Annotated in this window: 16 protein-coding genes and 3 pseudogenes; 1 reads left to right on the forward strand and 18 read right to left on the reverse strand. The window is 60.5% G+C overall.

Going from position 1 to position 20,612, the window contains the following annotated elements; all coding sequences use genetic code 11:
- Positions 1–484: 484 nt before the first annotated feature.
- The 11 genes and pseudogenes from IVA91_RS15200 to IVA91_RS15250 all read right to left on the reverse strand — a co-directional run.
- Positions 485–1,251: pseudogene (locus IVA91_RS15200) on the reverse strand (integrase core domain-containing protein); the annotation flags it as partial.
- 97 nt (positions 1,252–1,348) lie between these two features.
- Positions 1,349–1,725: pseudogene (locus IVA91_RS15205) on the reverse strand (IS3 family transposase); the annotation flags it as partial.
- Between the two features lie 171 nt (positions 1,726–1,896).
- Positions 1,897–2,652: an SDR family oxidoreductase gene (locus IVA91_RS15210; protein ID WP_247458896.1), complete on the reverse strand. Its 756-nt coding sequence runs from the start codon at positions 2,650–2,652 to the stop codon at positions 1,897–1,899.
- A 433-nt stretch (positions 2,653–3,085) separates the two neighbouring features.
- The gene (locus tag IVA91_RS15215) at positions 3,086–5,143 is read right to left on the reverse strand and encodes a hydantoinase/oxoprolinase family protein (protein WP_247458897.1); all 2,058 of its coding nucleotides are present in this window, start codon (positions 5,141–5,143) and stop codon (positions 3,086–3,088) included.
- Between the two features lie 2 nt (positions 5,144–5,145).
- Positions 5,146–6,816, reverse strand: coding sequence for a hydantoinase B/oxoprolinase family protein (locus tag IVA91_RS15220; protein ID WP_247458898.1), 1,671 nt, complete (start codon positions 6,814–6,816; stop codon positions 5,146–5,148).
- An 89-nt stretch (positions 6,817–6,905) separates the two neighbouring features.
- Positions 6,906–8,222, reverse strand: a complete 1,317-nt coding sequence (locus IVA91_RS15225; protein ID WP_247458899.1) for an aspartate aminotransferase family protein — start codon at positions 8,220–8,222, stop codon at positions 6,906–6,908.
- Positions 8,223–8,240: 18 nt separating this feature from the next.
- Positions 8,241–8,948: an ABC transporter ATP-binding protein gene (locus tag IVA91_RS15230; protein WP_247458900.1), complete on the reverse strand. Its 708-nt coding sequence runs from the start codon at positions 8,946–8,948 to the stop codon at positions 8,241–8,243.
- Positions 8,935–9,672 carry an ABC transporter ATP-binding protein gene (locus IVA91_RS15235; RefSeq protein WP_247458901.1) on the reverse strand — a complete coding sequence of 246 codons (738 nt, stop codon included), beginning with the start codon at positions 9,670–9,672 and terminating at the stop codon, positions 8,935–8,937. Before IVA91_RS15235 ends, IVA91_RS15230 begins: the two co-directional genes overlap by 14 nt.
- 91 nt (positions 9,673–9,763) lie before the next feature.
- On the reverse strand, positions 9,764–10,639 hold the full coding sequence (locus IVA91_RS15240) for a branched-chain amino acid ABC transporter permease (protein ID WP_247458902.1): 876 nt from the start codon (positions 10,637–10,639) through the stop codon (positions 9,764–9,766).
- Positions 10,639–11,514: a branched-chain amino acid ABC transporter permease gene (locus IVA91_RS15245; protein ID WP_247458903.1), complete on the reverse strand. Its 876-nt coding sequence runs from the start codon at positions 11,512–11,514 to the stop codon at positions 10,639–10,641. Before IVA91_RS15245 ends, IVA91_RS15240 begins: the two co-directional genes overlap by 1 nt.
- A gap of 128 nt (positions 11,515–11,642) precedes the next feature.
- Complete coding sequence (locus IVA91_RS15250) at positions 11,643–12,797, reverse strand: ABC transporter substrate-binding protein (protein WP_247458904.1); 1,155 nt, start codon at positions 12,795–12,797, stop codon at positions 11,643–11,645.
- A 227-nt stretch (positions 12,798–13,024) separates the two neighbouring features.
- Here IVA91_RS15250 and IVA91_RS15255 point away from each other — a divergent pair, with 227 nt between their 5' ends.
- Positions 13,025–13,780: an IclR family transcriptional regulator gene (locus IVA91_RS15255; protein WP_247458905.1), complete on the forward strand. Its 756-nt coding sequence runs from the start codon at positions 13,025–13,027 to the stop codon at positions 13,778–13,780.
- Positions 13,781–13,873: 93 nt separating this feature from the next.
- Here IVA91_RS15255 and IVA91_RS15260 read toward each other — a convergent pair whose 3' ends face one another.
- The 7 genes and pseudogenes from IVA91_RS15260 to IVA91_RS15290 form a co-directional block, all read right to left on the reverse strand.
- Positions 13,874–14,593 (reverse strand): ABC transporter ATP-binding protein, encoded by a 720-nt coding sequence (locus IVA91_RS15260; RefSeq protein ID WP_247458906.1) that lies wholly within the window; start codon positions 14,591–14,593, stop codon positions 13,874–13,876.
- Entirely contained in the window at positions 14,593–15,339 is a 747-nt protein-coding gene (locus IVA91_RS15265; RefSeq protein ID WP_247458907.1) for an ABC transporter ATP-binding protein, read from the reverse strand. Before IVA91_RS15265 ends, IVA91_RS15260 begins: the two co-directional genes overlap by 1 nt.
- Positions 15,336–16,532, reverse strand: a complete 1,197-nt coding sequence (locus tag IVA91_RS15270; protein WP_247458908.1) for a branched-chain amino acid ABC transporter permease — start codon at positions 16,530–16,532, stop codon at positions 15,336–15,338. Before IVA91_RS15270 ends, IVA91_RS15265 begins: the two co-directional genes overlap by 4 nt.
- Complete coding sequence (locus IVA91_RS15275; RefSeq protein ID WP_247458909.1) at positions 16,529–17,470, reverse strand: branched-chain amino acid ABC transporter permease; 942 nt, start codon at positions 17,468–17,470, stop codon at positions 16,529–16,531. The genes IVA91_RS15270 and IVA91_RS15275 overlap by 4 nt, the downstream gene beginning before the upstream one ends.
- Before the next feature lie 8 nt (positions 17,471–17,478).
- On the reverse strand, positions 17,479–18,831 hold the full coding sequence (locus tag IVA91_RS15280) for an ABC transporter substrate-binding protein (protein WP_247458910.1): 1,353 nt from the start codon (positions 18,829–18,831) through the stop codon (positions 17,479–17,481).
- Positions 18,832–18,851: 20 nt separating this feature from the next.
- Positions 18,852–20,201: an aminotransferase class III-fold pyridoxal phosphate-dependent enzyme gene (locus IVA91_RS15285; RefSeq protein WP_247458911.1), complete on the reverse strand. Its 1,350-nt coding sequence runs from the start codon at positions 20,199–20,201 to the stop codon at positions 18,852–18,854.
- A 317-nt stretch (positions 20,202–20,518) separates the two neighbouring features.
- Positions 20,519–20,612, reverse strand: a pseudogene (locus IVA91_RS15290) (IS5/IS1182 family transposase); the annotation flags it as partial.

Here is a 20,612-nt window from a genome sequence, read left to right on the forward strand (position 1 = left end):
TCTAAAGGGTTGGGCTTCGAAAACCCGCAATCCTCTCAGACAGGAGGCAATCCTTGCTATGCCTCCCTACATGCCGCGCCAGCGGCTTCGTTCAATCCCCTACGATTCAGTCAGATGGGCCAACGCTCTAGGCGCGTCGACCGCGCATCCTACGATCCGCATCAGCGAGGACGCCGAGCGCGGTAGAGGGAATCTTCGAGTTCATCTTGGACAGCCGTGTTGCGCTACGTCCGTCGCCAGAGCGAGGCAACCCTCCGACGTACCGTCCTCACGGGGTAATCAATGCCCGCATAGGAATCTGAGCGACCGTCGAGAACACTCGGTGTCCTCACCCAGCGGATCGTATGCATCAAAATATCCCCGTCCTCAAAGGAGCGGTCGTGACCTGCGACCGAACTTTCATCCAGCGGCGGTTCTTGTGCGACGAGACCTTGCGACGAGACCGAAGCTTGGAGCACTCAAAACGAGAGTTTTGCGCCTCTGATCACGTTGGCGGGCTGGTTGCGCCGGCGTGGTTTTGCAGCAAAATCGGCGGTCGATTGCCGATCGCCCCATCGGCCGTTCGTCATTGTGGTATCTGCGCCAATCCTCCACTTTTTCCTGAGCGTCCGCAAGGGACAGGAACCAATGGGCGTTGAGACATTCGGCCCGGAAGCGATCGTTGGAGGCCTCGATGAAACGCATCGTCAGTTGGCTCGCCGGGCCGCGAAGTTCAGCATGACGCGCGCTGGTAGGCCCACAGGTAAAGATCGCACGACACGAACTCGCTGCCTTGATCGACGCGGATCGTGGGGGGCCCACGTCCTTGCAGGCCCTTTCGAGCACTGCCAGGACGTCGGCGAGGTGAATCGAGGCGCCGGCGCCGGTCAGAACCGCGAGAAGATATCGACAATGGTAAGCACGCGAAGCTTGTGCCCTCTCGCCAACCGGTCATGGACGAAGTCCATCGCCCAGGTCTCGTTGGATCGCGTCGCGGGCTTGCGACTTGGCCTTGAGGCGGCGCTGAGGCGTTTTGTTGCCCAATTGCAGCCCCAACTCATGGTAGACGCGCCGGGTCTTGTTCTGGCCATGGCGCCATCCTTCATGACGCAGCAGCACGTAAACGGGGCAATAGCCGTAGCGAACGCGGGCATGACAGATCTCCTTGATCTTCTGTTCGAGCGGAGCCTGGCCGTAGGGACGGGACTTGTAATCGTAGGTCGACCTGTCAAACTCCAGCCCGCAGGCTCTGCGGATCGAGACCAGCCATTCGTTTCGGACCTCGTCGACCGCCCCCAAGAGCGCGTCGGCCGTCAGCAAATGCATCCGACAGGAAGACGAGGCTCCAGCGCTGGTTGGCTGTCTGCGGGATCGAGAGCGGCGCCCTGGTGCCGAGCGCCCGTTGGCGTCCACCTACGCCGGCGGACTTGAAGCCGTTCCTCGCGATAGACGCCGGAACTTCTTCTGGTTCATGATCAGCCCCTCACGGCGCATCAGCACCAGCAGACGACGGTAGGCGTCGGCTCGCCGCTCGCGATAGCGCACCGATGCGCGATCTGCGCCAAGGCTTTGCACGCCCGCCGCTCGCTCACCTCGAACGTAGTCCGCAGATGAGCGACGGCCTTTCGTCTCGCGACGGGCGTCACCACTTTTTTTTCGACGCAACGTCCTTGAGCGTGGCGTTGTGAGCATCGCCTCGGCCAACAGCTTCTTCAGCTTGGCGTTCTCGCCCTCCAATGCCTTGAGCCCCACTTCCATCTCACCCGAAGAGAGTGCGCGCGGTCTTATACGTCGAATCGACGAGCTTTCGCCGGCCACCAGCGGTGTCTTCCAGAACTACCGCGGCGATAGGATCGCCAGGTGGCTCTCATCGCTGCCAGTCTGAGCGGTTGAGACGCAAGCGCCGGATTGCGGACGTCAGACCGCATTAAACCCTCCGTCAACTGGCAGCGTCACGCCAGTGATATATCGTGCCATGTCGGAGCAAAGGAACACGATAGGATCAGCTACTTCATCAGGGGCGGCGGGCCTGCTCATCGGAACGCGCGATAGGATTTTTGCTGCTCGGGTGGCATCGGCCAACCGCCCAGCGGTCATCGGTGTCTTGATGCACCCAGGCGCGACAGCGTTTGCGCGTATGCCTTTGATTGCGAGCTGGCGTGCCATGGTTTGAGTCAGCGAACGCAAGCCGACTTTTGTGGCATTGTAGCCAAAACCCGCTGTCACCGCATTGAAGGATGCGATCGAACATAGATTGACGACGCACCCCCTCGTTTCTTTCAACGCAGACAGAAAGGCGCGTGTTAGGTTGAACGCCCCAGTCAGATTCACGCTGATCTCGTTGTCCCAGACCTTACGCGCATCATCGGCGTCGAGCGCGGCGCTACCGGCAACGCCAGCGTTGTTAACGAGGATTGAAACGGCTCCAATCTCGTTCCTAATGCGAGACGCGAGCGCCTCACAACTCGCCAACTCGGAAACATCGAGGGGAAAGGCAAACGCAGTGCCGCCCACCTCATTCAGCGAGGCCGCAAGCGCTTCAGCCGCCGCAATCTTGATCTCCACAACTATCACCTTCGGGCCATGAGCGGCAAAGGCCTCACAGATCGCCTTGCCGATTCCTTGCGAGCCGCCAGTTACAAGGGCGACTTTTTCTTCGAGCAATCTTATCATTTCCTGTCTCCCGATCTTCAGGCTGCACTGTTTCGTCCTAGATTAGACTAGGCTCCACCGCGATGTGAGCGGCTGAAGCAGACCAGAAATCGGGCTGCCCGGCCAAAACTTACGACCGAATGGGAAAGATCGGGCGTCGCTCTCGGGGCGCGATTTCGGCTTCCCGTCGAGATTCGAATGTGCCCTGGCGGCCCGCACTGCTGTGACTGCGCAATCCGGGCAAAAGGAGGGGTCGACGGGGTCATTCGAAACGAACCGGCAGGTCAATTCTCCCGTGCACAGGGCGTAGGCAAGGTCATCGAGGATCAGGAGATCGAAGCTCGCTCAGCTTCAGGTCCGCAAAATCCGAAAATCCCTAGCAGGATGACGTGCGGTGCGGACCACCGGATCTAGAAACAGCAGCTACCAACACTGTCAGATCCGCAGTTGACGCCTACACTTTCGCAGACCTAAGCTCAATGTCGAGCCATCCCAGCGCATTGACCGTCGCACGATCCCCACTATTGATGACAATGGTCGTTGTCTCCGCTTCGATGATCGCGGGGCCTTCCAGCACGTGCCCGGAACGCAATTTCTCCAGTGCATAGACCGGCACTTCGCGCCAAGCACCGAAGAAGACCTGACGTTTGCCTGCAGGCGATAAGATCGGTTCGGACGTGGGCATTGGCTTATCGGATCGTTCAATTCGAGGAACGGCACCAACAGCGGCAAGCCGTGCGTTGACGAATACGACCTCCTGATCGCGCGAGGCGTAAGTATAAAGTTCCTCGTGACGACGATGAAAGCGTTCTTCGAGCTCAGCGATCAAGGATGGCGCGTTAAAGTCGACGTCGCTGAGTGGTACATCGACCTCGAACACCTGCTCGCCATAGCGCATCTCGGCGGACCGCTCCGTCATTATGGGCCCGTCGAACCAGCTACGGAGCCGTTCGGTTGCCTGCACGTCCAGATCGGCAAAGATCTTTCGAATCTCAATGGCGGTCGTCCGGGCGCCTGTCTCGAGGTGAGTGCGGCTGACCTCATACCGCAAGTCGCTGGTAAGCATCCCCCACGCCGAGAGTACGGAGGCTGCGGTAGGCACTATGATGCGCGTGATCTCGAGCTCGCGCGCGACCTCGGTTGCGTGAAGGCCTGCGGCGCCGCCGAAGCTCAGGAGCGCGAACTTGCGCGGATCGACCCCGCGACGCAGGGTCATCAGTCGGATGCCGTCTGCCATTTTCAGATTGACGAGCCGATAGATGCCGGCAGCCGCCTCGATGCGTGGCACGCCAAGCGAAGCTGCGAGGCGATCGATTGCTGCTTCCGCCGCCGGACGATCGAGCGGACGCCGTCCGCCCATGAAGGCGGCCGCATCGAGATAACCAAGCACGATATTCGCATCGGTCACGGTCGGCTCCGTACCGCCATTGCCATAACAGGCCGGTCCCGGCATCGCGCCGGCACTTTCCGGACCGACGCGAAAGATGCCGCCCGAATCGACACTGGCGATGGATCCCCCTCCAGCCGCGATGCTGGCGATATCAAGACTGCGCAGCGCGATGCGCTTGTCGGCTAGCCCGCCGTCGGCCGACAAGCTTGCGCGTCCGTCCGCGATCAACGAGATATCGGTGCTTGTGCCCCCCATATCGAAGGGCACCAGATCCGGCACTCCCAGCAGCTCCGCACACCTCCGGGAACCGGAGATGCCGCCGGCAGGACCTGACAGCACGGTCGCCGCCGCGAGACGCCCGGCTTCCTCGATCGGCGCCATGCCGCCATGCGAGAGAATGATGAACAAGATCCCGTTGAACCCCGCTTCGAACAAGCGTTGCTCAAGCCGTGTCAGATAGTGACGCACGGCAGGACCTACATAGGCATTCACGATCGTGGTGGAGACGCGCTCGTACTCTTTAATCTGTGGCAACACGTCACTTGAGCGCGACACGTTCACTTCGGGCAATTCACGTGCAATCCGCTCTGCTGCCAGGATCTCATGGGATGGATTACGATAGGCATGCAGGAAGCAGATCGCGACCGAAGTGGCGCCAGAGGCGCGGATGGCAGCGATGGCCTCGCTGAGTGATCCCTCGTCCAATTTCAGCAGCACGTCGCCATTCGGCCGCAGCCGCTCGCGAATGCCGAAGCGGAGTTCGCGCGGTACCAGCGGCTCTGGAGGCGGAGTCCGCAGATCGTAGCGGTTAGCTTTCAGCCCCTCCCGCATCTCAATGACGTCGCGGTGACCCTCCGTGGTCAGCAGTGCGACTTTGGCGCCTTTGCGTTCGAGCAGCGCGTTCGTCGCGACTGTGGTGCCATGCACCAGCCGCTGCGTCCTCGCCAACATGTCAGCGCGCGGCATGTCGAGCCGCCGCGCGAGCTCGTTGAGCCCCGTCATCACACCGATCGACTGGTCCTGCGGCGTGGAAGGAGATTTCGCGAACACGGTACGCCCGACAGCGTCGATTGCGACCAGATCGGTGAACGTGCCGCCAACATCAATGCCAATCGTCAACATCGTTACTGAACCACTTCCGTCGTTGTGCCTGTGTTAACGAGGCCCTGTACTACATCGTGCTGGCGCGCCTGTTGTGTGCGTCGCTCCCGAGGCCCCCACCCTCCGCCGCCGGACGAGCGCACTTCAAGACAATCTCCCGGGTGGATCTCGATGCCGACCTCTTTGGTTCGCAGCACTCGTGGCGGCCGGCCCGCCGAGACGAGGCGGTAGTGATGCGGCGCCCCATCCTTGCCGCCCAGCATGCCGCAGGCACCATGCCTGGCACCATCACCTGCGGTGTTGCCAAGTGCGGGCTTCTCGGTTTCGAAGACGAGATCGAGGTCGACGCCGAGACCGCCGCGGAATTGACCGTCGCCGCCTGAGTCGGGCCGAAACTCATGACGCCGGAAGTGAAGGGGAAAGCGAACTTCTGCGACTTCGATGCTGCCGAACTTGAGACCGCCTACGGTGTGCCATTCGCCGATCGAGGACCAGCCGTCGCCGCGCGAAGAAGCGCCACCGCCCGGGCGTGCCTGAAACATATGCCAGATGAAGCTGCGCCCGCTGCGAGGATCCTCGCCCTGCACAGCGATGCGGAAGCGCCGGCTCCAGCCAGCCATGGTTCGATCCGGACAAGATCCTGACAATGCCTTGATCACCGCCTCCACGATCTCGTTGGAAGGATGGCTGGTGCAGAGCGTGACGGGTCGGCCAGGATCTGCCCACACGATGGTGCCCTGCTTGGCAACGACGTTAAGCGGCCGCAGCGCCCCATCGTTTTTGGGAATGTCGGCGTCGATCAGATAGGCAAAGGCCATCACGACCGCCGCGTGCATATTGGCGTGCGACGAATTGACGAAGCTCGTGCTTTGCGGATCGGACGCCGACAGGTCGACCTCAATCTGGCTGCCGGATTTGGTGACCTTGGCCGCAATGCGGATGTCATCGCGCCCATGTCCATCATCGTCAAGGAAGGCTTCGCCGTAGAATACGCCGTCCTTCCAGGACGAGACCACGGCGCGCGTCTGCTGCTCGGCCGCATCGAGGATCGATTCGATCGCAGCCTCGACCATCGGCGCGCCGAATTCGGCGAACAGCCGTCCCATTCGCCGCTCGCCCATGTGCGCGGCTCCGATCATGGCGGCAAGATCACCGCGGAAATCGTGGGCGTTGCGCACATTCAGTGCCAGCATGTCGAGAATGTCTTCGCGCAGCCGTCCGGCCTCGTAGAGCTTGATCGGTGGAATGCGCAGCCCTTCCTGCCAGATTTCGGTAGCGGCGGGATTGTAGGCGCCATGTGTTGCGCCGCCGATATCGCTCTGGTGCGCACGTACGATGCTCCAGAACAGCCGCCGGCCGCCGTCAAAGACCGGCACGAATGCCGTCAGGTCGGGCAAATGGCTGCCGCCGTGATAGGGATCATTCATCAAGATGACGTCGCCACGCGCGACATCCTTGAAACGCTCCTCCACCACCCGCGTCGCCCAGGGCAGCGCTCCGACGTGGACCGGGATGTGGTCGGCCTGGGCGATCAGGCGGGACTGTACGTCACAGATCGCTAATGAGAAGTCTCGGCTCGAGTTGAGAACTTGGGAATAGGAGGTGCGAAGCATCGCTTCGCCCATTTCGGCTACGATCGAGCTCAACCGATGCTGAACGACGGACCGCGTAATCGGATCAACCTTGAGGGCCATTCTCGCACCTATTTCAGACAATAGTGTTTCGTGGCGTGATGAGCCCGATGGCGTCACGCAAGATTGCAACTTCAGAACTCAAGGGCGCGTCAGGTCTTGGACGCGACCTCTGCAAGCGCATCCGAGGCCGCGCGGACGATGCTTTCGACATCCGCGTCCGTCATCGGCAGCGAAACCGCCATCAACCCGTAGCCAGCGGCGAGAACGCCGCGATTGAGGAACTCGAGGTTGAAGACGCTCTGTCGTTTGGCCTCGGCTCCGCTCATGTAAGCAGAGCGATAGTCGCGGATCGGACGGTCGGCGAAGTGCAATTTCAAGAGCGATCCGAGACCGACTGCGCTGCCGGGCACGCCATGGCGGCGGAATGCGTCGTTGATGCCTTTTCGGACCTCCTCGCCGATCGCATCCAGCCGGGCAAACGCGTTTCGGTCCAAAAGCTCCACAGCGGCTAACCCCGCTCGCATCGTCACGGGATTGGCCGAGAACGTGCCGCCATGGGGCAACGCAGGCTTGCCATGGCGCGGGTCGAACACAGCCATGACGTCCCTCTTGCCGGCAATTGCGCCGACTGGAAATCCCCCGCCGATGATCTTACCAAGCGTGGTGAGATCAGGATCGATGCCCCATAGCCCCTGGGCGCCGTGATAGCCAAGACGGAAGGAAATTACCTCAATGAATATCAACAGCGCACCGGCTTCGCGCGTCGCCTGGCGGAGCGCTTCGAGATAGGCCTTGTCCGCAGGTACGAGGCCGGCACGGTTCGGCATGGGATCGACCAGCACGCAGGCGAGATCGCGGCCATGCTGGCGGATCAGACTGACCGCGCCCTCAATATCGTTGAAGGGAATCGTGACGACGTCGGCAAGCACCTTGTCCGGTGTGCCTTTCGCGTAGGCGACAGAAACCGGTGCATTACCGCCCCAGTCTGCCGGCTTCGGATCGAGGCTGACTTCGGCATAATCGTAGGAACCATGGTAGGCGCCCTCGCATTTGGCGATCTTCGGCCGGCCGGTAAACGCACGCGCCGCCTTCAGCGCCATCATCACGGCTTCCGTTCCGGAGTTGGCAAACCGAACCTGATCGACTGACGGCAAGCGCGCAGCAAGCAGCTCGGCCAGATCGATTTCCGATTCCGTCGGCATGCCGAAGGCAGAACCGAGCGCGAGCTGCCGCGTCGCCGCCTCGATGAGCGCCGGATGGGCGTGACCGTGAATCAACGAGGTGAAATTGTTGATGCAATCGATCAGCTCATTGCCATCGACATCGAAGACCCTGCACCCCTCCCCACGTGCGGCATAGATCGGATAAGGCTTCATGAACACCGTCGTTCGGGTGTTGCCACCTGGCAGGCTCGTCAGCGCACGATCGTACAGCGCTTTCGACTTTGAATTTGTGTCAGGATACATGTTTGTTTCCTTGAGAGATCAACGTCCCAAATAAGCTTCACGGACGCCCGTGTTCTGCCTGAGGTCCTCGGCGGTGCCCTGAAGAACGATGTGGCCCGTTTCCAGCACATAGGCCCGGTCCGCCACCGACAATGCCAGGACCGTATTCTGCTCCACGACCAAGATGGTGAGCCCACTGTCGGCGATCTGCCTGACGCGGTCATAGACCTCTTCGGCCAGGCGCGGTGCAAGCCCGAGCGAAGGCTCATCGAGCAGGAGCAAACGCGGCCGGGCCATCAGGGCCCGTCCGATGGCCAGCATCTGCTGCTCACCCCCGGACAGGGACCAGCCGAGCTGCTTGTGACGCTCCTTCAGGCGCGGGAAAAGATCAAAGGCTCGCGCCAGATCATCCTCGATCGGCTCACGCCAGCGCCTCCAGTTCACGGTGGCGAGCGTGAGGTTCTCCTCGACCGTCAAGCCGGGGAGGATCCGCCGTCCCTCGGGCGCCTGGGATATGCCGAGCGCGACGCGGCGATCGCTGCCGAGCCGAGCCAGGGACGAGCCTTCGAAGACGATATCGCCCGACCTGACCGGATTTAGACCCGAGATCGCCTGCAAGAGCGTGGTCTTGCCGGCGCCGTTGGCGCCGATCAGGGCCACCGTCTCGCCGCGTCCAACCTCCAGCGTCACGCCCTGCAGCGCGACGATTTCGCCATAGGCGACCGTCAGATCGTTACACACCAGCATGACGATAGCCTTCGCCGAGATAAGCCGACAGCACTGCGGGATCGTTCTGGATCTTGCACGGCGAACCTTCGGCGATCTTGCAGCCGAAGTTGAGCACGATGATCCGCTCAGCCAGGCGCATGACCATGCCCATGTTGTGCTCGATCAACACAATCGCGATCCGATGTTTCGCCCTCAAATCGGTGAGGCGGTCGATCAGTTGGTCAACCTCGGCGGAATTGAGCCCCGCGGCCGGTTCATCGAGCAGCAGCACGCGGGGTTCGCAGGCAAGCGCCCGGCACATTTCGACCATGCGCCGGTGACCGTAGGACAGAGATCCGATAGGGGTTTGGGCGTCCGCCGCGAGCCCCATCTGCTCGAGCAGGGCCATGGCCAGATTGCGCAGCTCCAGCTCGCTACGACCATTTTGAATGGCCGCGCCGATCATGACGTTCTCGAGCACGCTGAGCCTTTCGAAGGGACGGCCGTGCTGGAAGGTCCGCCCAAGTCCGCCGCGGACCCGCTTGTGTATCACAGCACGCGTCATCTCCCACGCGTCGAGTACCACTCTGCCCTCGTCGGGCAAGACCAGCCCCGTCAGCACGTTGAGCAGGGTCGATTTGCCGGCCCCATTTGGCCCGACGACGGCGACAAATTCGCCTGCCCCGACTGACAAATCGACGCCGGACAGTGCAGCGAGCCCGCCGTAGCGCTTGGCGATCGATGTGGCCTGCAACAAGCTCATGGGCGCACCTCCTTCGAGGTAGCGGCCAGGCCTGGAATTTTTATGCGGCGGCGAATTCCGGCAAGGCCTGAAGGCAGGAAGATCAGGATGGCTAGCCTAGGACAAAAAGGCCAAAGAATGCGAGGTAGGCGGCCCCTAGAAAGCGCAACCATTCGGGCAGGAAGGTAACAAGCACTGCTCCCAGAATGGCGCCCACGATCGATCCTTCGCCGCCGACAACAAGCATTGGGAGGTAAGTGATGGAGTGCGCATAGCCAAAGTCCTCAGGCGAAATGAAGCGCATGTGGCAGGCGAACAAGCCTCCGGCGACGGCGGCATAGACCGAGGAGAGGACGAAGGCCGCGAGCTTGACCCTCGCAACGTCAATGCCTGTCATCGCCGAGGCAGTCTCGTCATCGCGAACCGCGATCATCGCCCGCCCGTCGCGGGAGCCGTGAATGAGCGCGGCGGCGACAGCGGAAGCTGCGAGCACGAGAAGGGCGAACCAGAGGTAGCTGCGTTCATCGGCCAGGGCATGACGACCAATTTGGAGCTCGGGAATACGAGAGATGCCGTTGGTTCCGCCTGTCAACTCGATCCAGTTGGCAGCGACAATGGTGAAGGAGACGTTGAAGCCCAGCGTGGCCAGCGCAAGGTAGTGACCTTTCAGCCGCAGGAGCGGTACGCCGATCAAGACAGCCAGGACCGCGGTGCCGGCAATCGCGGCGGGCAGTGCCTGCCACGATGACCACCCAAGGAGGGTGGTCAGCAGCGCAACGCCATAGGCACCCGTTCCGACGAACGCGGCATGACCGAGCGAGATCAGGCCGGCAAAGCCCAAGGCGAAGTTAAGGCCGATGACGGCGATGGCCGAGATCACGGCAAGGTTGACCAGCCGAAGTTGGTAGTCGGTGAGCAGCATCGACAAGCTGAGGCCAGCGATCAAAATGAGGGCGCCAAGCAGGAGCGCGAAGCGTACTGGCATCATCAACCCCGGTCCTGAACACGTTCGCCGAACACGCCTTGCGGGCGCACCAGCAGGAACAAGATCATGATGCCGAACGAGATCAGGTCTTTGTAGGCCGACGAGACATAGGATGCGCCGAGCACTTCGCTCAGACCAACGAACAGGCCGCCGACGATAGCCCCCGGCAGACTGCCGAAACCGCCAATGATGGTCGCCGCGAACGCCTTGAGCGCGATGGGATCACCCATGCTGGTATCGGCGGACCACATCGGTCCGAGCATCAAGCCGGCCACGCCCGCGAGCGTTGCGGCGAGGATCCGGGATAGCGCAAGCAGACGATTGACCTTGAGGCCCATCAGCCGGGCCGCCTTAATGTCCTGCGCCACGGCACGCATCCCGATGCCGAGCGAGGTGCGGAAGAACAACAGCCACAGCAGTCCCACCATCAAGGCGGTGACGATCACCACGGCGACTGCATGGGCAGAAATCGTGGCGCCTGCAATCGTCAGATTCACGCCCTCAAGCAGCGACGGGAGGCGGAAAGGCCAGGAGCCGAACGCCAGCAGCGCTGCGTTCTGCATGGTGATGCCGATCGCGACCGTGCCGATGATGATTGTCACGACGGGGCTTGCGCGCAGAGGCAGGTATAGGACCACAAAGAACAACGCTCCGAACAGCGCCATTGCGATCAGCGCGGCGCCGTAGCCAATAGGCCATGGCAGCTGTGCATTGAGCAGCATGGCCACACCCGCGAAGGTGCCGAACATCACGAATTGTCCGGCAGCGAAGTTCACGACGCCTGTTGCGGAATAAACGATGACGAAACCGATCGCGGCGAGCGCATAGACGCTCCCGATTGCCAGTCCATTGATGAGCAGCTGGATGAGATCAGTCATATCGTCCTGGTCTTTGCAAACCGCTTTGCTGACGCTCTGCCGATCATTCGGAAGAGATGCTGCGAGCCGGCCGGTTGATTGGATCAAAGTTGCCCGCGCGGAACGCACCCGCGGGCAGCAGCCAAGTGTCAGTTCAGCTTGATGGTTTGAACCAATTCCAGAGATTTGGTGCCGGCTTTGGATTTCACGACCGCCAGATCGAATACGCCGTTGCCCTTGGCATCATAGGAATAGAGATGGCCAATGCCCTGCCATCCTTTCACGGATGCAAACCAGTCGCGTAGCGCCTTGGGATCGGTGCCGACCTTGCGGAGCCCCTCTGCGGCCAGCATCGCGCCATCGTAATAGGCAAGTCCGTAGGGGTCCGGATCGGTGCCGAACTTGGCTTTGAAGCGATCGACGAAATCCTGCATGCGCCCACCGGCAGCTGGATCGATGAAGGTGTCGACAACACCCCAGACGCCATCGAGATCGGCCGCCGACAGCAGCTGCAGGGCCGCCGGTACCAGTGCCGCCGAAGATGTCACCAGCGGCATCTGCAGGCCAAGCATCTTGGCTTGACGAAGTACCAGCGCACCGTCTTGCGGGTAGTTGAAGATCAGAAGGGCATCGATGCCCTTGCTGCGGAGACCAAGAAGTTGCGCCGAAAAGTCCTTATCGTTCTGACCATAGGCGCCCGTGCCGACGACCGGCGCGCCGGCAGCCTCGAAACGGTCGGCCGCGGTCTGGGCGCCGCCTTGTCCGAAATCGTTCTGGATATAAAGAATGCCGGGCTTCTTGGCCTTCAGCACATTGAGCGCGCACTGCACCATACCCTCGGCTGACACGCTGTCCGCCGGCCGCACGCGGAACATCCATTCGTTGCCGCCCTCGGCAACGACATCGGCCCCTCCAGCATAGAACGCGGGCACCTGTACCTTCTTCAGCTCCGGCGACACAGCCAGATTCTGGGTCGAATAACTCGACAGGAAAAACAGCGACGGCTTCGTTTCGTGGGCGAGCTTGATGAACGCATTCACTGCCGTGCTGTTGGAGGCCTGCGTATCCTCGAAGACGATCTTGAGGCTGCGTCCGTTGATGCCGCCGGCCTTGTTGACGTCCTCTTCGGCCATCATCAGCGAGTTGTGATACTGCTTGCCGGTCAGCGACAGGGGCCCGGTCATCGGCACGGTGGCGCCGACCAGGATCGGGCTTCCTTGATCCGCACGCGCAGCTCCCGCCCATGGCATCGCGGTGGCCGCGAGCAGCGCTTTCAAGAATTCCTGCCTCGTCATTTTCATCATGTGCCTCGGGCGCTTCCGGATCGCAGCATCACTAAAACTGCCGCCACCACATGTTCTATTGACAGTCGTTCCGTTTTCCGGAATAATATTCCGATATTGCGTAAAAATAACCTGGTCCAGCTCACAGAGTCAAGCGGCCGGACCGGGCACGCATGCACAAAGTTTCCGCCTGGAAGCCACTCTGAATGACAACCTCAGATGAAACGGCAGGTCCTCTCGATCGCTACATGCAAGTCCTCGAACTCGTCGCGACATTTCCCGGCGCGTTGACGCTCGCGGACGTGTCCTCGTTGCTTGATCTCCCGAAGACTTCTGCACACCGGCTGTTGAAGGGCCTGGTGCGGGCTGGACTTGCGAAGGACAATGTCGGCGGGCGCGCCTATCAGCTCGGCGATCGCCTGTTGAGGCTGTTGCACGCAACTGCCGACGATGGTTGGATTGCGGCGCTTGCACGCGGACATCTGCAGCAGCTGACCAACACGACCTCCGAGACCTGCTATCTGACGCGACTGATCGGCGCGCGTGTTGTCGTGGCGATCTCCGTTTCGCCGGATGTGCGGTGGCGAAGCTATGTGCAGCCCGGGATCGAGATGCCGGTGCATGCAGCCGCAACGGCCAAGGCGATCATTGCCTATCAAAGCGAAAGCTTGTTGGCAGACGCGATGTCTGCCGACCTTCCTCTGCTCACGGCGAACACACGAAATGACCGTGCATGGGTTGAACAGGAGCTCGCGGCGGTTAGGACCCGAGGCTATGCGACCTGCATCGGAGAGATCGACGAAGGATTGGCCGCGATTGCAGTTCCCGTTTTCCTGTGTGATCGGCGCGTGTTTTACGCTGTCGGAATGACCGGGCCCCTGCAGCGGATCATGAATGAGCAACTCTCCGAGCGTTTGGCAGCACTACGCAGTGTGGCCGAAACATTGGGGCGATCGCTCTCAATAGGCGAGAGACTTAAATCAAAGGACATGTCGCAGGCTTAGTCGTCATTTGACAACAGCCTCGGGCTACACGATGCGATGGACGCCGGCCTTGTCCGATTCACTTCCGGAGTGCTTGCAGATCTGGCCGAAAGGTCAGTTCACACTGCCCCCGACGGCGAGCCAGTTGCGCTGTACATCCGCATTGTCACGAAGATCGTCCGGCGTGCCGTTATACACGATGTGCCCATGTCCCATGACGAGAACCCGATCACTGATATCGAGCGCAATGGTGAGGCGCTGCTCGATCAGGAGTACCGATACGCCGCGCTTGCGGACATCGAGAATCGCCCTGACGAGACGCTCCACAATCTGCGGAGCTAATCCCTCTGTCGGCTCATCGAGCAAGAGTAGTTTGGGATTACCCAGCAGCGAGCGGCACATTGTCAGCATCTGCTGTTCGCCTCCAGACAGCTTGCCGGCCTTGGTGTCTTTCCTTTCGTGCAGGCGAGGAAAGTATTCGTACATTTGATCGATGGTCCAGGCCACCCTGCCCGGCAGCGCGCGAAGCTGACCCATCCGCAGGTTCTCGGCCACCGTCAAGGTCGGAAAGACCAGGCGATCTTCCGGAACGTAAGCTATGCCTGCGCGAACAATTTTTCGTATGTCGCGTCCGGATTGTTCTACCCCATCGAGGAGAATCGATCCTCCGGTGGGCCTGACGATGCCCATGATGGTTTTGAGGGTCGTCGACCGCCCAGAGCCATTGCGTCCGACCAGGCTGAAGATGCTCTGTGGTGGCAGCTCAAAGTCCACCCCGCGAAGAACGTGGCTTTTTCCGTAGTGGGCGTGCAGGCCTGTGACCGTCAGCCCCATCAGTGCACGCCCTTTCCGAGATAGGCTTCATTCACGCTGTCATTCCTGGCGATCTCGTCCGGCGCGCCTGATGCAATGATCCGCCCGTGTACGAGGACCGAGATTCGATCGCACAATGAAAAGACGACGTCCATGTCATGCTCGACGACGAGAAGCGTTCGCCCGGCCGTGAGCCTCCGCACCAAGGCGACCGTCTGCGCAGCTTCCTCCACTGACATTCCCGCTGTCGGCTCATCCAACAGGATTATTTCGGGACGGAGGGCCAGAGTTACTGCCAGCTCAAGCGCACGTTGTTCAGAATAGGGGAGCTCGGCCGCAAGGACGCTTGCCCGGTGCGATAGATTTACGTCGGACAGTAGCGCAAGAACATCGTTTTCGATCTTGCGCTGGGATGCGGCCGTGCGCCAGAAGCAGAAGCGTACGCCGTGATTTGCCATGACTCCCAAGCGGACCGTCTCGAACACAGTGAGCCGGGCAAACAGGCTCGTGATCTGGAATGAGCGGGCCAGACCCCGGCGTGCAATCATCTGCGGAGAGTCACGGTCGGAGCGGCGTCCGTTGAGCGATATCTGTCCGCTGGTTGGACGAAACTGTCCGCTGATCAGATTGAACAGCGTGGACTTTCCAGCACCGTTGGGACCGATGAGGGCGTGACGCTCGCCTGCGTTCACGACGAGGTCGACACCGCGGATGATCTCGCTCGAGCCGAAGCGTTTCGTCACAGCGCTCAAAGAAATCGCACTCATGCTGCCTCCTCGCTGCCCCTGACCTTCCAGGTAATAGCGATCCCGATCAGCGCCGCAATCAACGGAAGTCCCCATACGACCAGGGAGGTAGGAGTGATCTCCATGTTGAACAGACGGTAGCTTACCCAGGAGGCGCCATGGGCGGCCCGAAGCGACGAATAGGAGTCGCTTAGCAGGATCGAGGCGCTTTCACATAGGAAGATAAGGCTGGCGGAGCAAAGTAGTGCCGCCACGGCCTTGGCGATGGTTTCTCGTGTAAGTATCGTCTTCTTGGTAAAAAGCGATCCGAGAAGGCCTGCAGGGAGAAACATCACGACCACGACGAAAGCGAGGCCCTGGTACAGGAGCCAAAGGCGCGTGACGTCCGAGAAGACATTTCCAAAGCCGGTAAGGAGTGCCGCGCCAAAGGCCGGCCCAAACAGAATGTCGGCACCTCCGATGAAGGTCTGAATAACCGGTGCAGCGGATGAGGCAGGGCCAAACACGGTATAATCCACGTTTTCAGCTGCGACTCCCAATAGGCCTCCGGCTAGTCCTGAGATCGCGGCCGAAAGCGCGAACAGGCATACCTTGACCGCATGGGTGCCGTATCCGAGGAACTGAAGCCGCCGTTCGTTGTCGCCGAGGGCAAATGCGATCTGGCCAAGCGGCGTCCTTGCAAAGAACCAGATCGTTGCGAAGCCTATCGCGCTCCAGCCGAGAACAACGAGATAAACCTCATTCAGCGCGGCGAAGCTGAGGCCAAGACTGGGAAGCCTCATGCTCGAAATCCCGGCCTCGCCTCCAAACAGCGCCTGCCAGCGCGGACCGAGCGAATAGATCAATTCTGCGATGGCCAGTGTGATCATAGAAAAATAGGCGCCGCTGCGCAGCGTTGCCACGAAGCCGCAGATGACACCGACGAGTAGCCCTGATACCGCGCCAGCAAGCGGCACCAGGATGAGCGGCACGCCAAGGCCTGCTTCGTTGGCGCGCATCAGATGGACGACCACGAACATTCCCGCCCCGAAATAGACCCCATGGCCGAATGACAGCAGCCTCGCCTGCCGCCACAGAAGATTGAACGCGCTGGCAAAAAGCGCCGCAATCAGCATGCGGATCGAAAGGTTCGCATACCTGTCACCGAATGTGAGCGGCGCGAGCAGCAGCAGGCCAATGGCAAAATACGCGGCATATTTGAGAAAAGGCTTCACGCTCGCTCTCCCATCAGGCCGGCAGGTCGCACGAGGAGAACGACGAGCATGATGAGAAACGGCAGTGATCCGGTCAGGCTCGAAAGCGTGATCGTAAACGGTCCTCCGATCGAGGTAGCCCATCTCGACAGCCCCAAAGGACCAAGTGCGCCTGCCAGCGTCCCGTCAAGTCCGACGGTAAGTGTCGTCAAGAGGCCGATGGCCAAGGACGCAATGAGAGCCCCCTCAAGCGAGCCCAACCCTCCGACCACGACAACAACGAACACGATCGATCCGAGGTCTTCGGCCATGTTCGGTCCGGTGGGATAAAAGGCGCCGGCAACGGCACCGGCCAGCCCGGCCAAAGCGGCCCCGATCGCAAACACCAGCAGAAACACAAAGCCGACATTATGCCCGAGACTCTCGACCATCAGCGGCTGCGAGAGGGCCGCACGGACGATCAATCCCACGCGGGTGTACTTCATCAGCAAGAACAGCGACCCGAACATCGATACGGCGACCGCGCCGATGAATAACCGATAAAGCGGAAAATTCAGCCCATTCACATTGAATGCCGTGTGAGCAAGCTCGGTCGGAATGGTGTATTCTACGGGGTACGGTCCATATAGCAGCTTGATGGCTTCATGGATAATCAGGGCCAGACCAAATGTGAGAAGCAGCTCCTGCGCGTGCCCATGTTGATGCACGCGCCTCAGCATAAAGCGCTCGATAAAGGCACCTAGAAGCGCCACAGCGAGCGGGGCCAGCAGCAGGGCTGGCCAGAAGCCGGTCCATCTTCCGATCGAGTAGCCGAGATAAGCGCCAAGCATGTACAAGGAGCTGTGGGCGAAATTCAGGACGCCCATCATGCCAAAGATCAGCGTAAGGCCAGCAGACACCATGAAGAGCAGCAAGCCGAACACGAGGCCATTCACGAGTGAGGATAGAAGGTAGGTCACGGCGGCTCCTAGGACGGCCGCTGCATTTTGCAGCTTGCCTGCACGGAGTTCACGACGTCACCGCCCGGGATGACCCTGATCGGCACAAAACCCATATCGGTGCCGTCGGTAGCGAATTTCGCCCCCTGCTCGACTTTCGAGACGACGATGGGCCAAGCTGCCTGATGATCGGCCGCGCGCATCGTGACGTCACCGGTCGGCGCCTTGTAGGTGGTCTGTTCAAGGGCCTTCGCAATTTGATCGACGTCGATCTTCGTCGTCTCCGGAACGGACTTCAGCGCCTGCTGCAGGAACAGGAGAGAGAGGATCGACTTGGCTTCGCTGGTCGAGGGAACGGTGCCCATCTTGGCTTTGTAATCGGTCCACAGATCCTGGCCGAATGCGCCAAAGGCTTGCGGATTCCACAGTTCGGCGTGGAAATAGCCAAGCGCCGCGGAGCCAGCCGAGGACAGCGCTCCGGGAAGGTCAAGAAATGTTGTCGCGAACCTCACCTTGAGACCGGCGGCCTGGACGGTTTTCAGCAGAAGCGACAGATCATTACCCCAATTTCCGGTAAAGACGGTATCCGCACCGGAGGCTGCGATGCGGGCAGCATAGGGGCTGAAATCCTGAATCTTGTTGACGTCGTGCAACACCTTGTCCACGAGCGTAAAGCTGTTGTCGGCCGAGCTCTGCTCGAGGGCCGCCTGGATATCATTGCCCCAGGAGTAGTTCTGGTTGATCGAGAACACCTTGCTACCGAGAGCGTTCTCGGCCTTCATACCGGCGACGAGAGCGCGAATCCGGATGTCTGCGTTGGTCGCAAAGCGGAAGAAATGGTAGTGACATTTCGCGCCGGTCAACTCCAGCGCTTCAATCCCCAATCCGAAGAACAGGATTTTGGCAGCCGGATTGCGCAAATTCCATTTGCGAACATCTTCGGTGATCTGGCCGCCAATATTGGAGGACCCGCCATGGGCGATGATGTGAGCGCCATCAGCGATGGCTGCCTGGGTCTTCTGCGAAGCGCCGCCTGTCGTACCCTCGGTGTCGTACTCCGCATAGAGGATCTTCTGCCCGTTCCAGCCACCTTCGGCGTTGATTCTGTCGATGCAGTACTTCAGCCCCAATGACCAGAGGCGATTGACCGTAGATCCTGGGCCACTGAGCGTCTCAACCGACGCAATCTTCAATGCTGGGCGGGCTTGAGCGAGCGCTGGCGCCCCGAATCCTGCTGCAGCCGCACCCGCCAATTTGAGTACGTCACGGCGATCAAGAAACTTCATGTCGAGTCTCCGCAATGAGTGATGAGGGTTTTGAAATTGAAGACAATCCGTAGCAAAAGGCTGCCAAACTGGCCGGCTCGACGCTCGTGAAGCCAAGCTGCCATGACGGCATCGTGTTACTTTTCCCAGGCTTGACGGGCGAAGGCATCAGCGATGCTTTGCGTGACTGCTGCAACAAGGTGATCAATACTCGCCGAATCCATCGGCGTCGAAACGGCTCCGGAGCAATTGGGAGTCAGAAGCACGCCATAATCGAGCGCACTTGCATGCACAGCTTGAAGGGTTTTGGGCAGCAGGCAGCGGCAGGATCGATAATTGGTGATGGGCTTGGACGTTAGATGGAGCCTGAACAATGAGCCGCTGCCCGTCACCTGAGCTGGAATCCGCCGCTCAATGAAGCTGAGATTGATTGCTGCCCGAAGATCAGAACCGAGCTGATTCAATCGGGCGATGGCGGGCTCGTCGAGCGCAGTCATCGCGGCAAGTCCAGCAGCCATTGCGAGCGGGTTGGCGCTGAAAGTGCCCCCGAGCGCAACAAGAGGCTTGCTTTGCGTATGGTCGAACACCGCCATCGCGCGGGCGCTACCTGCGACAGCGCCTATGGGCATACCGCCGCCGATTATCTTCCCGAGCGTGATCAGGTCGGGCCGCAGTCCAAACAGCGGATGAGCGCCGGCATATGAGAGCCTGAACGAAATCACCTCATCGCTAATGATGAGGAATCCGTACTTTTCTCGCGCGGCATGGAGGACATCGATCATCTCCCTGGTGACAGGAATCATACCGGCCCGAGAGGGCACTGGATCGATAATGAGTCCGGCAAGGCGTGGGCCTTCCTTGGCGAGAATGGCGGCGCAACGATCCGGCTCGTTCCATGGCAAGACGATGGTGTCACGCAGGACATGTCTTGGCACGCCTTCAGCTCCGCCAATCGATGCCGGATTGCCTTGTTCGTCGTCCCAGCCGTCCGGATCGGGGGCGAGGCTGACCTCCACCCAGTCGTATGAACCGTGATAGGCGCCTTCGAATTTGGCTAATGCGCCGCGCCCAGTCAGAGCGCGAGCGCCTTTGACCGCAAACATCACCGCTTCCGTACCTGACGTACAGAAACGAATCTGCTCGCAACTGGGAGATCGGCCCGTGATCAATTGAGCCAGCTCGATCTCCTTCTCCGTCGGCAATCCGAAAGCCGTTCCGTTGCCTGCCGCGGCACGAATGGCCTCAACCACAGGAGAGAATGCATGGCCGTGACTCAAAGAGAAGAAATTGTTCGCGCAATCCAGGAATCTCCGCCCGTCGATATCCTCCACCCAGCAGCCGAGACCTTTTGCAGCATAGGGAGGATGGGGCGTGAACCAGGTCGCATTGCGCATGCTGCCACCGGGCACGACCTCACGCTCGCGTGCAAATGCGACTGATGAGTTGCTCGAACGCACGTGCTGTTTGGAAAAAGTCGTAAATCGCACGCCTCCCTCCTCAGAGCACGAGGGACACAGCAGGCGTACCCGCAAGGGCCGACGCAGCGTCGTGGGATCGCCCACCCGGAACGTGTTGGTTGGTGAGTTTCCGCGTCATCAGCCCTCGCAATGCAGAATACCCGCGCTCTGCAGCAAACTTTACTGTTGCGTGATATTTGATGCAACAAAATTATGTGTTTGCACGCGATCAAAGTCGCTGAGGTGCTTTGCGCCTGGGACAAAGCCGGAACTTCCCTACCCGAGGTACTAAAGAAAACCGGTCGCGGGAAAGGCATCCTCGGCAAGGGCCTAGGCGGTGTGGACACTTATCGCACCCATAGGACAATGGCAGCGAGAGTGACGACGGCTCGGTAATTTCGGGCGGTCTTTTCGAAGCGGGTAGCGACGCGGCGGAACTGC

The organism is Bradyrhizobium sp. 153, assembly GCF_023073835.1.
Lineage (GTDB): Bacteria > Pseudomonadota > Alphaproteobacteria > Rhizobiales > Xanthobacteraceae > Bradyrhizobium.

Excerpts from the sequence above, each read along its gene's own strand:
- IVA91_RS15210 (WP_247458896.1), bottom strand. The coding sequence starts at position 2,652 with ATGATAAGATTGCTCGAAGAAAAAGTCGCCCTTGTAACTGGCGGCTCG.
- IVA91_RS15215 (WP_247458897.1), bottom strand. The coding sequence starts at position 5,143 with ATGTTGACGATTGGCATTGATGTTGGCGGCACGTTCACCGATCTGGTC.
- IVA91_RS15220 (WP_247458898.1), bottom strand. The coding sequence starts at position 6,816 with ATGGCCCTCAAGGTTGATCCGATTACGCGGTCCGTCGTTCAGCATCGG.
- IVA91_RS15225 (WP_247458899.1), bottom strand. The coding sequence starts at position 8,222 with ATGTATCCTGACACAAATTCAAAGTCGAAAGCGCTGTACGATCGTGCG.
- IVA91_RS15230 (WP_247458900.1), bottom strand. The coding sequence starts at position 8,948 with ATGCTGGTGTGTAACGATCTGACGGTCGCCTATGGCGAAATCGTCGCG.
- IVA91_RS15235 (WP_247458901.1), bottom strand. The coding sequence starts at position 9,672 with ATGAGCTTGTTGCAGGCCACATCGATCGCCAAGCGCTACGGCGGGCTC.
- IVA91_RS15240 (WP_247458902.1), bottom strand. The coding sequence starts at position 10,639 with ATGATGCCAGTACGCTTCGCGCTCCTGCTTGGCGCCCTCATTTTGATC.
- IVA91_RS15245 (WP_247458903.1), bottom strand. The coding sequence starts at position 11,514 with ATGACTGATCTCATCCAGCTGCTCATCAATGGACTGGCAATCGGGAGC.
- IVA91_RS15250 (WP_247458904.1), bottom strand. The coding sequence starts at position 12,797 with ATGATGAAAATGACGAGGCAGGAATTCTTGAAAGCGCTGCTCGCGGCC.
- IVA91_RS15255 (WP_247458905.1), top strand. The coding sequence starts at position 13,025 with ATGCAAGTCCTCGAACTCGTCGCGACATTTCCCGGCGCGTTGACGCTC.
- IVA91_RS15260 (WP_247458906.1), bottom strand. The coding sequence starts at position 14,593 with ATGGGGCTGACGGTCACAGGCCTGCACGCCCACTACGGAAAAAGCCAC.
- IVA91_RS15265 (WP_247458907.1), bottom strand. The coding sequence starts at position 15,339 with ATGAGTGCGATTTCTTTGAGCGCTGTGACGAAACGCTTCGGCTCGAGC.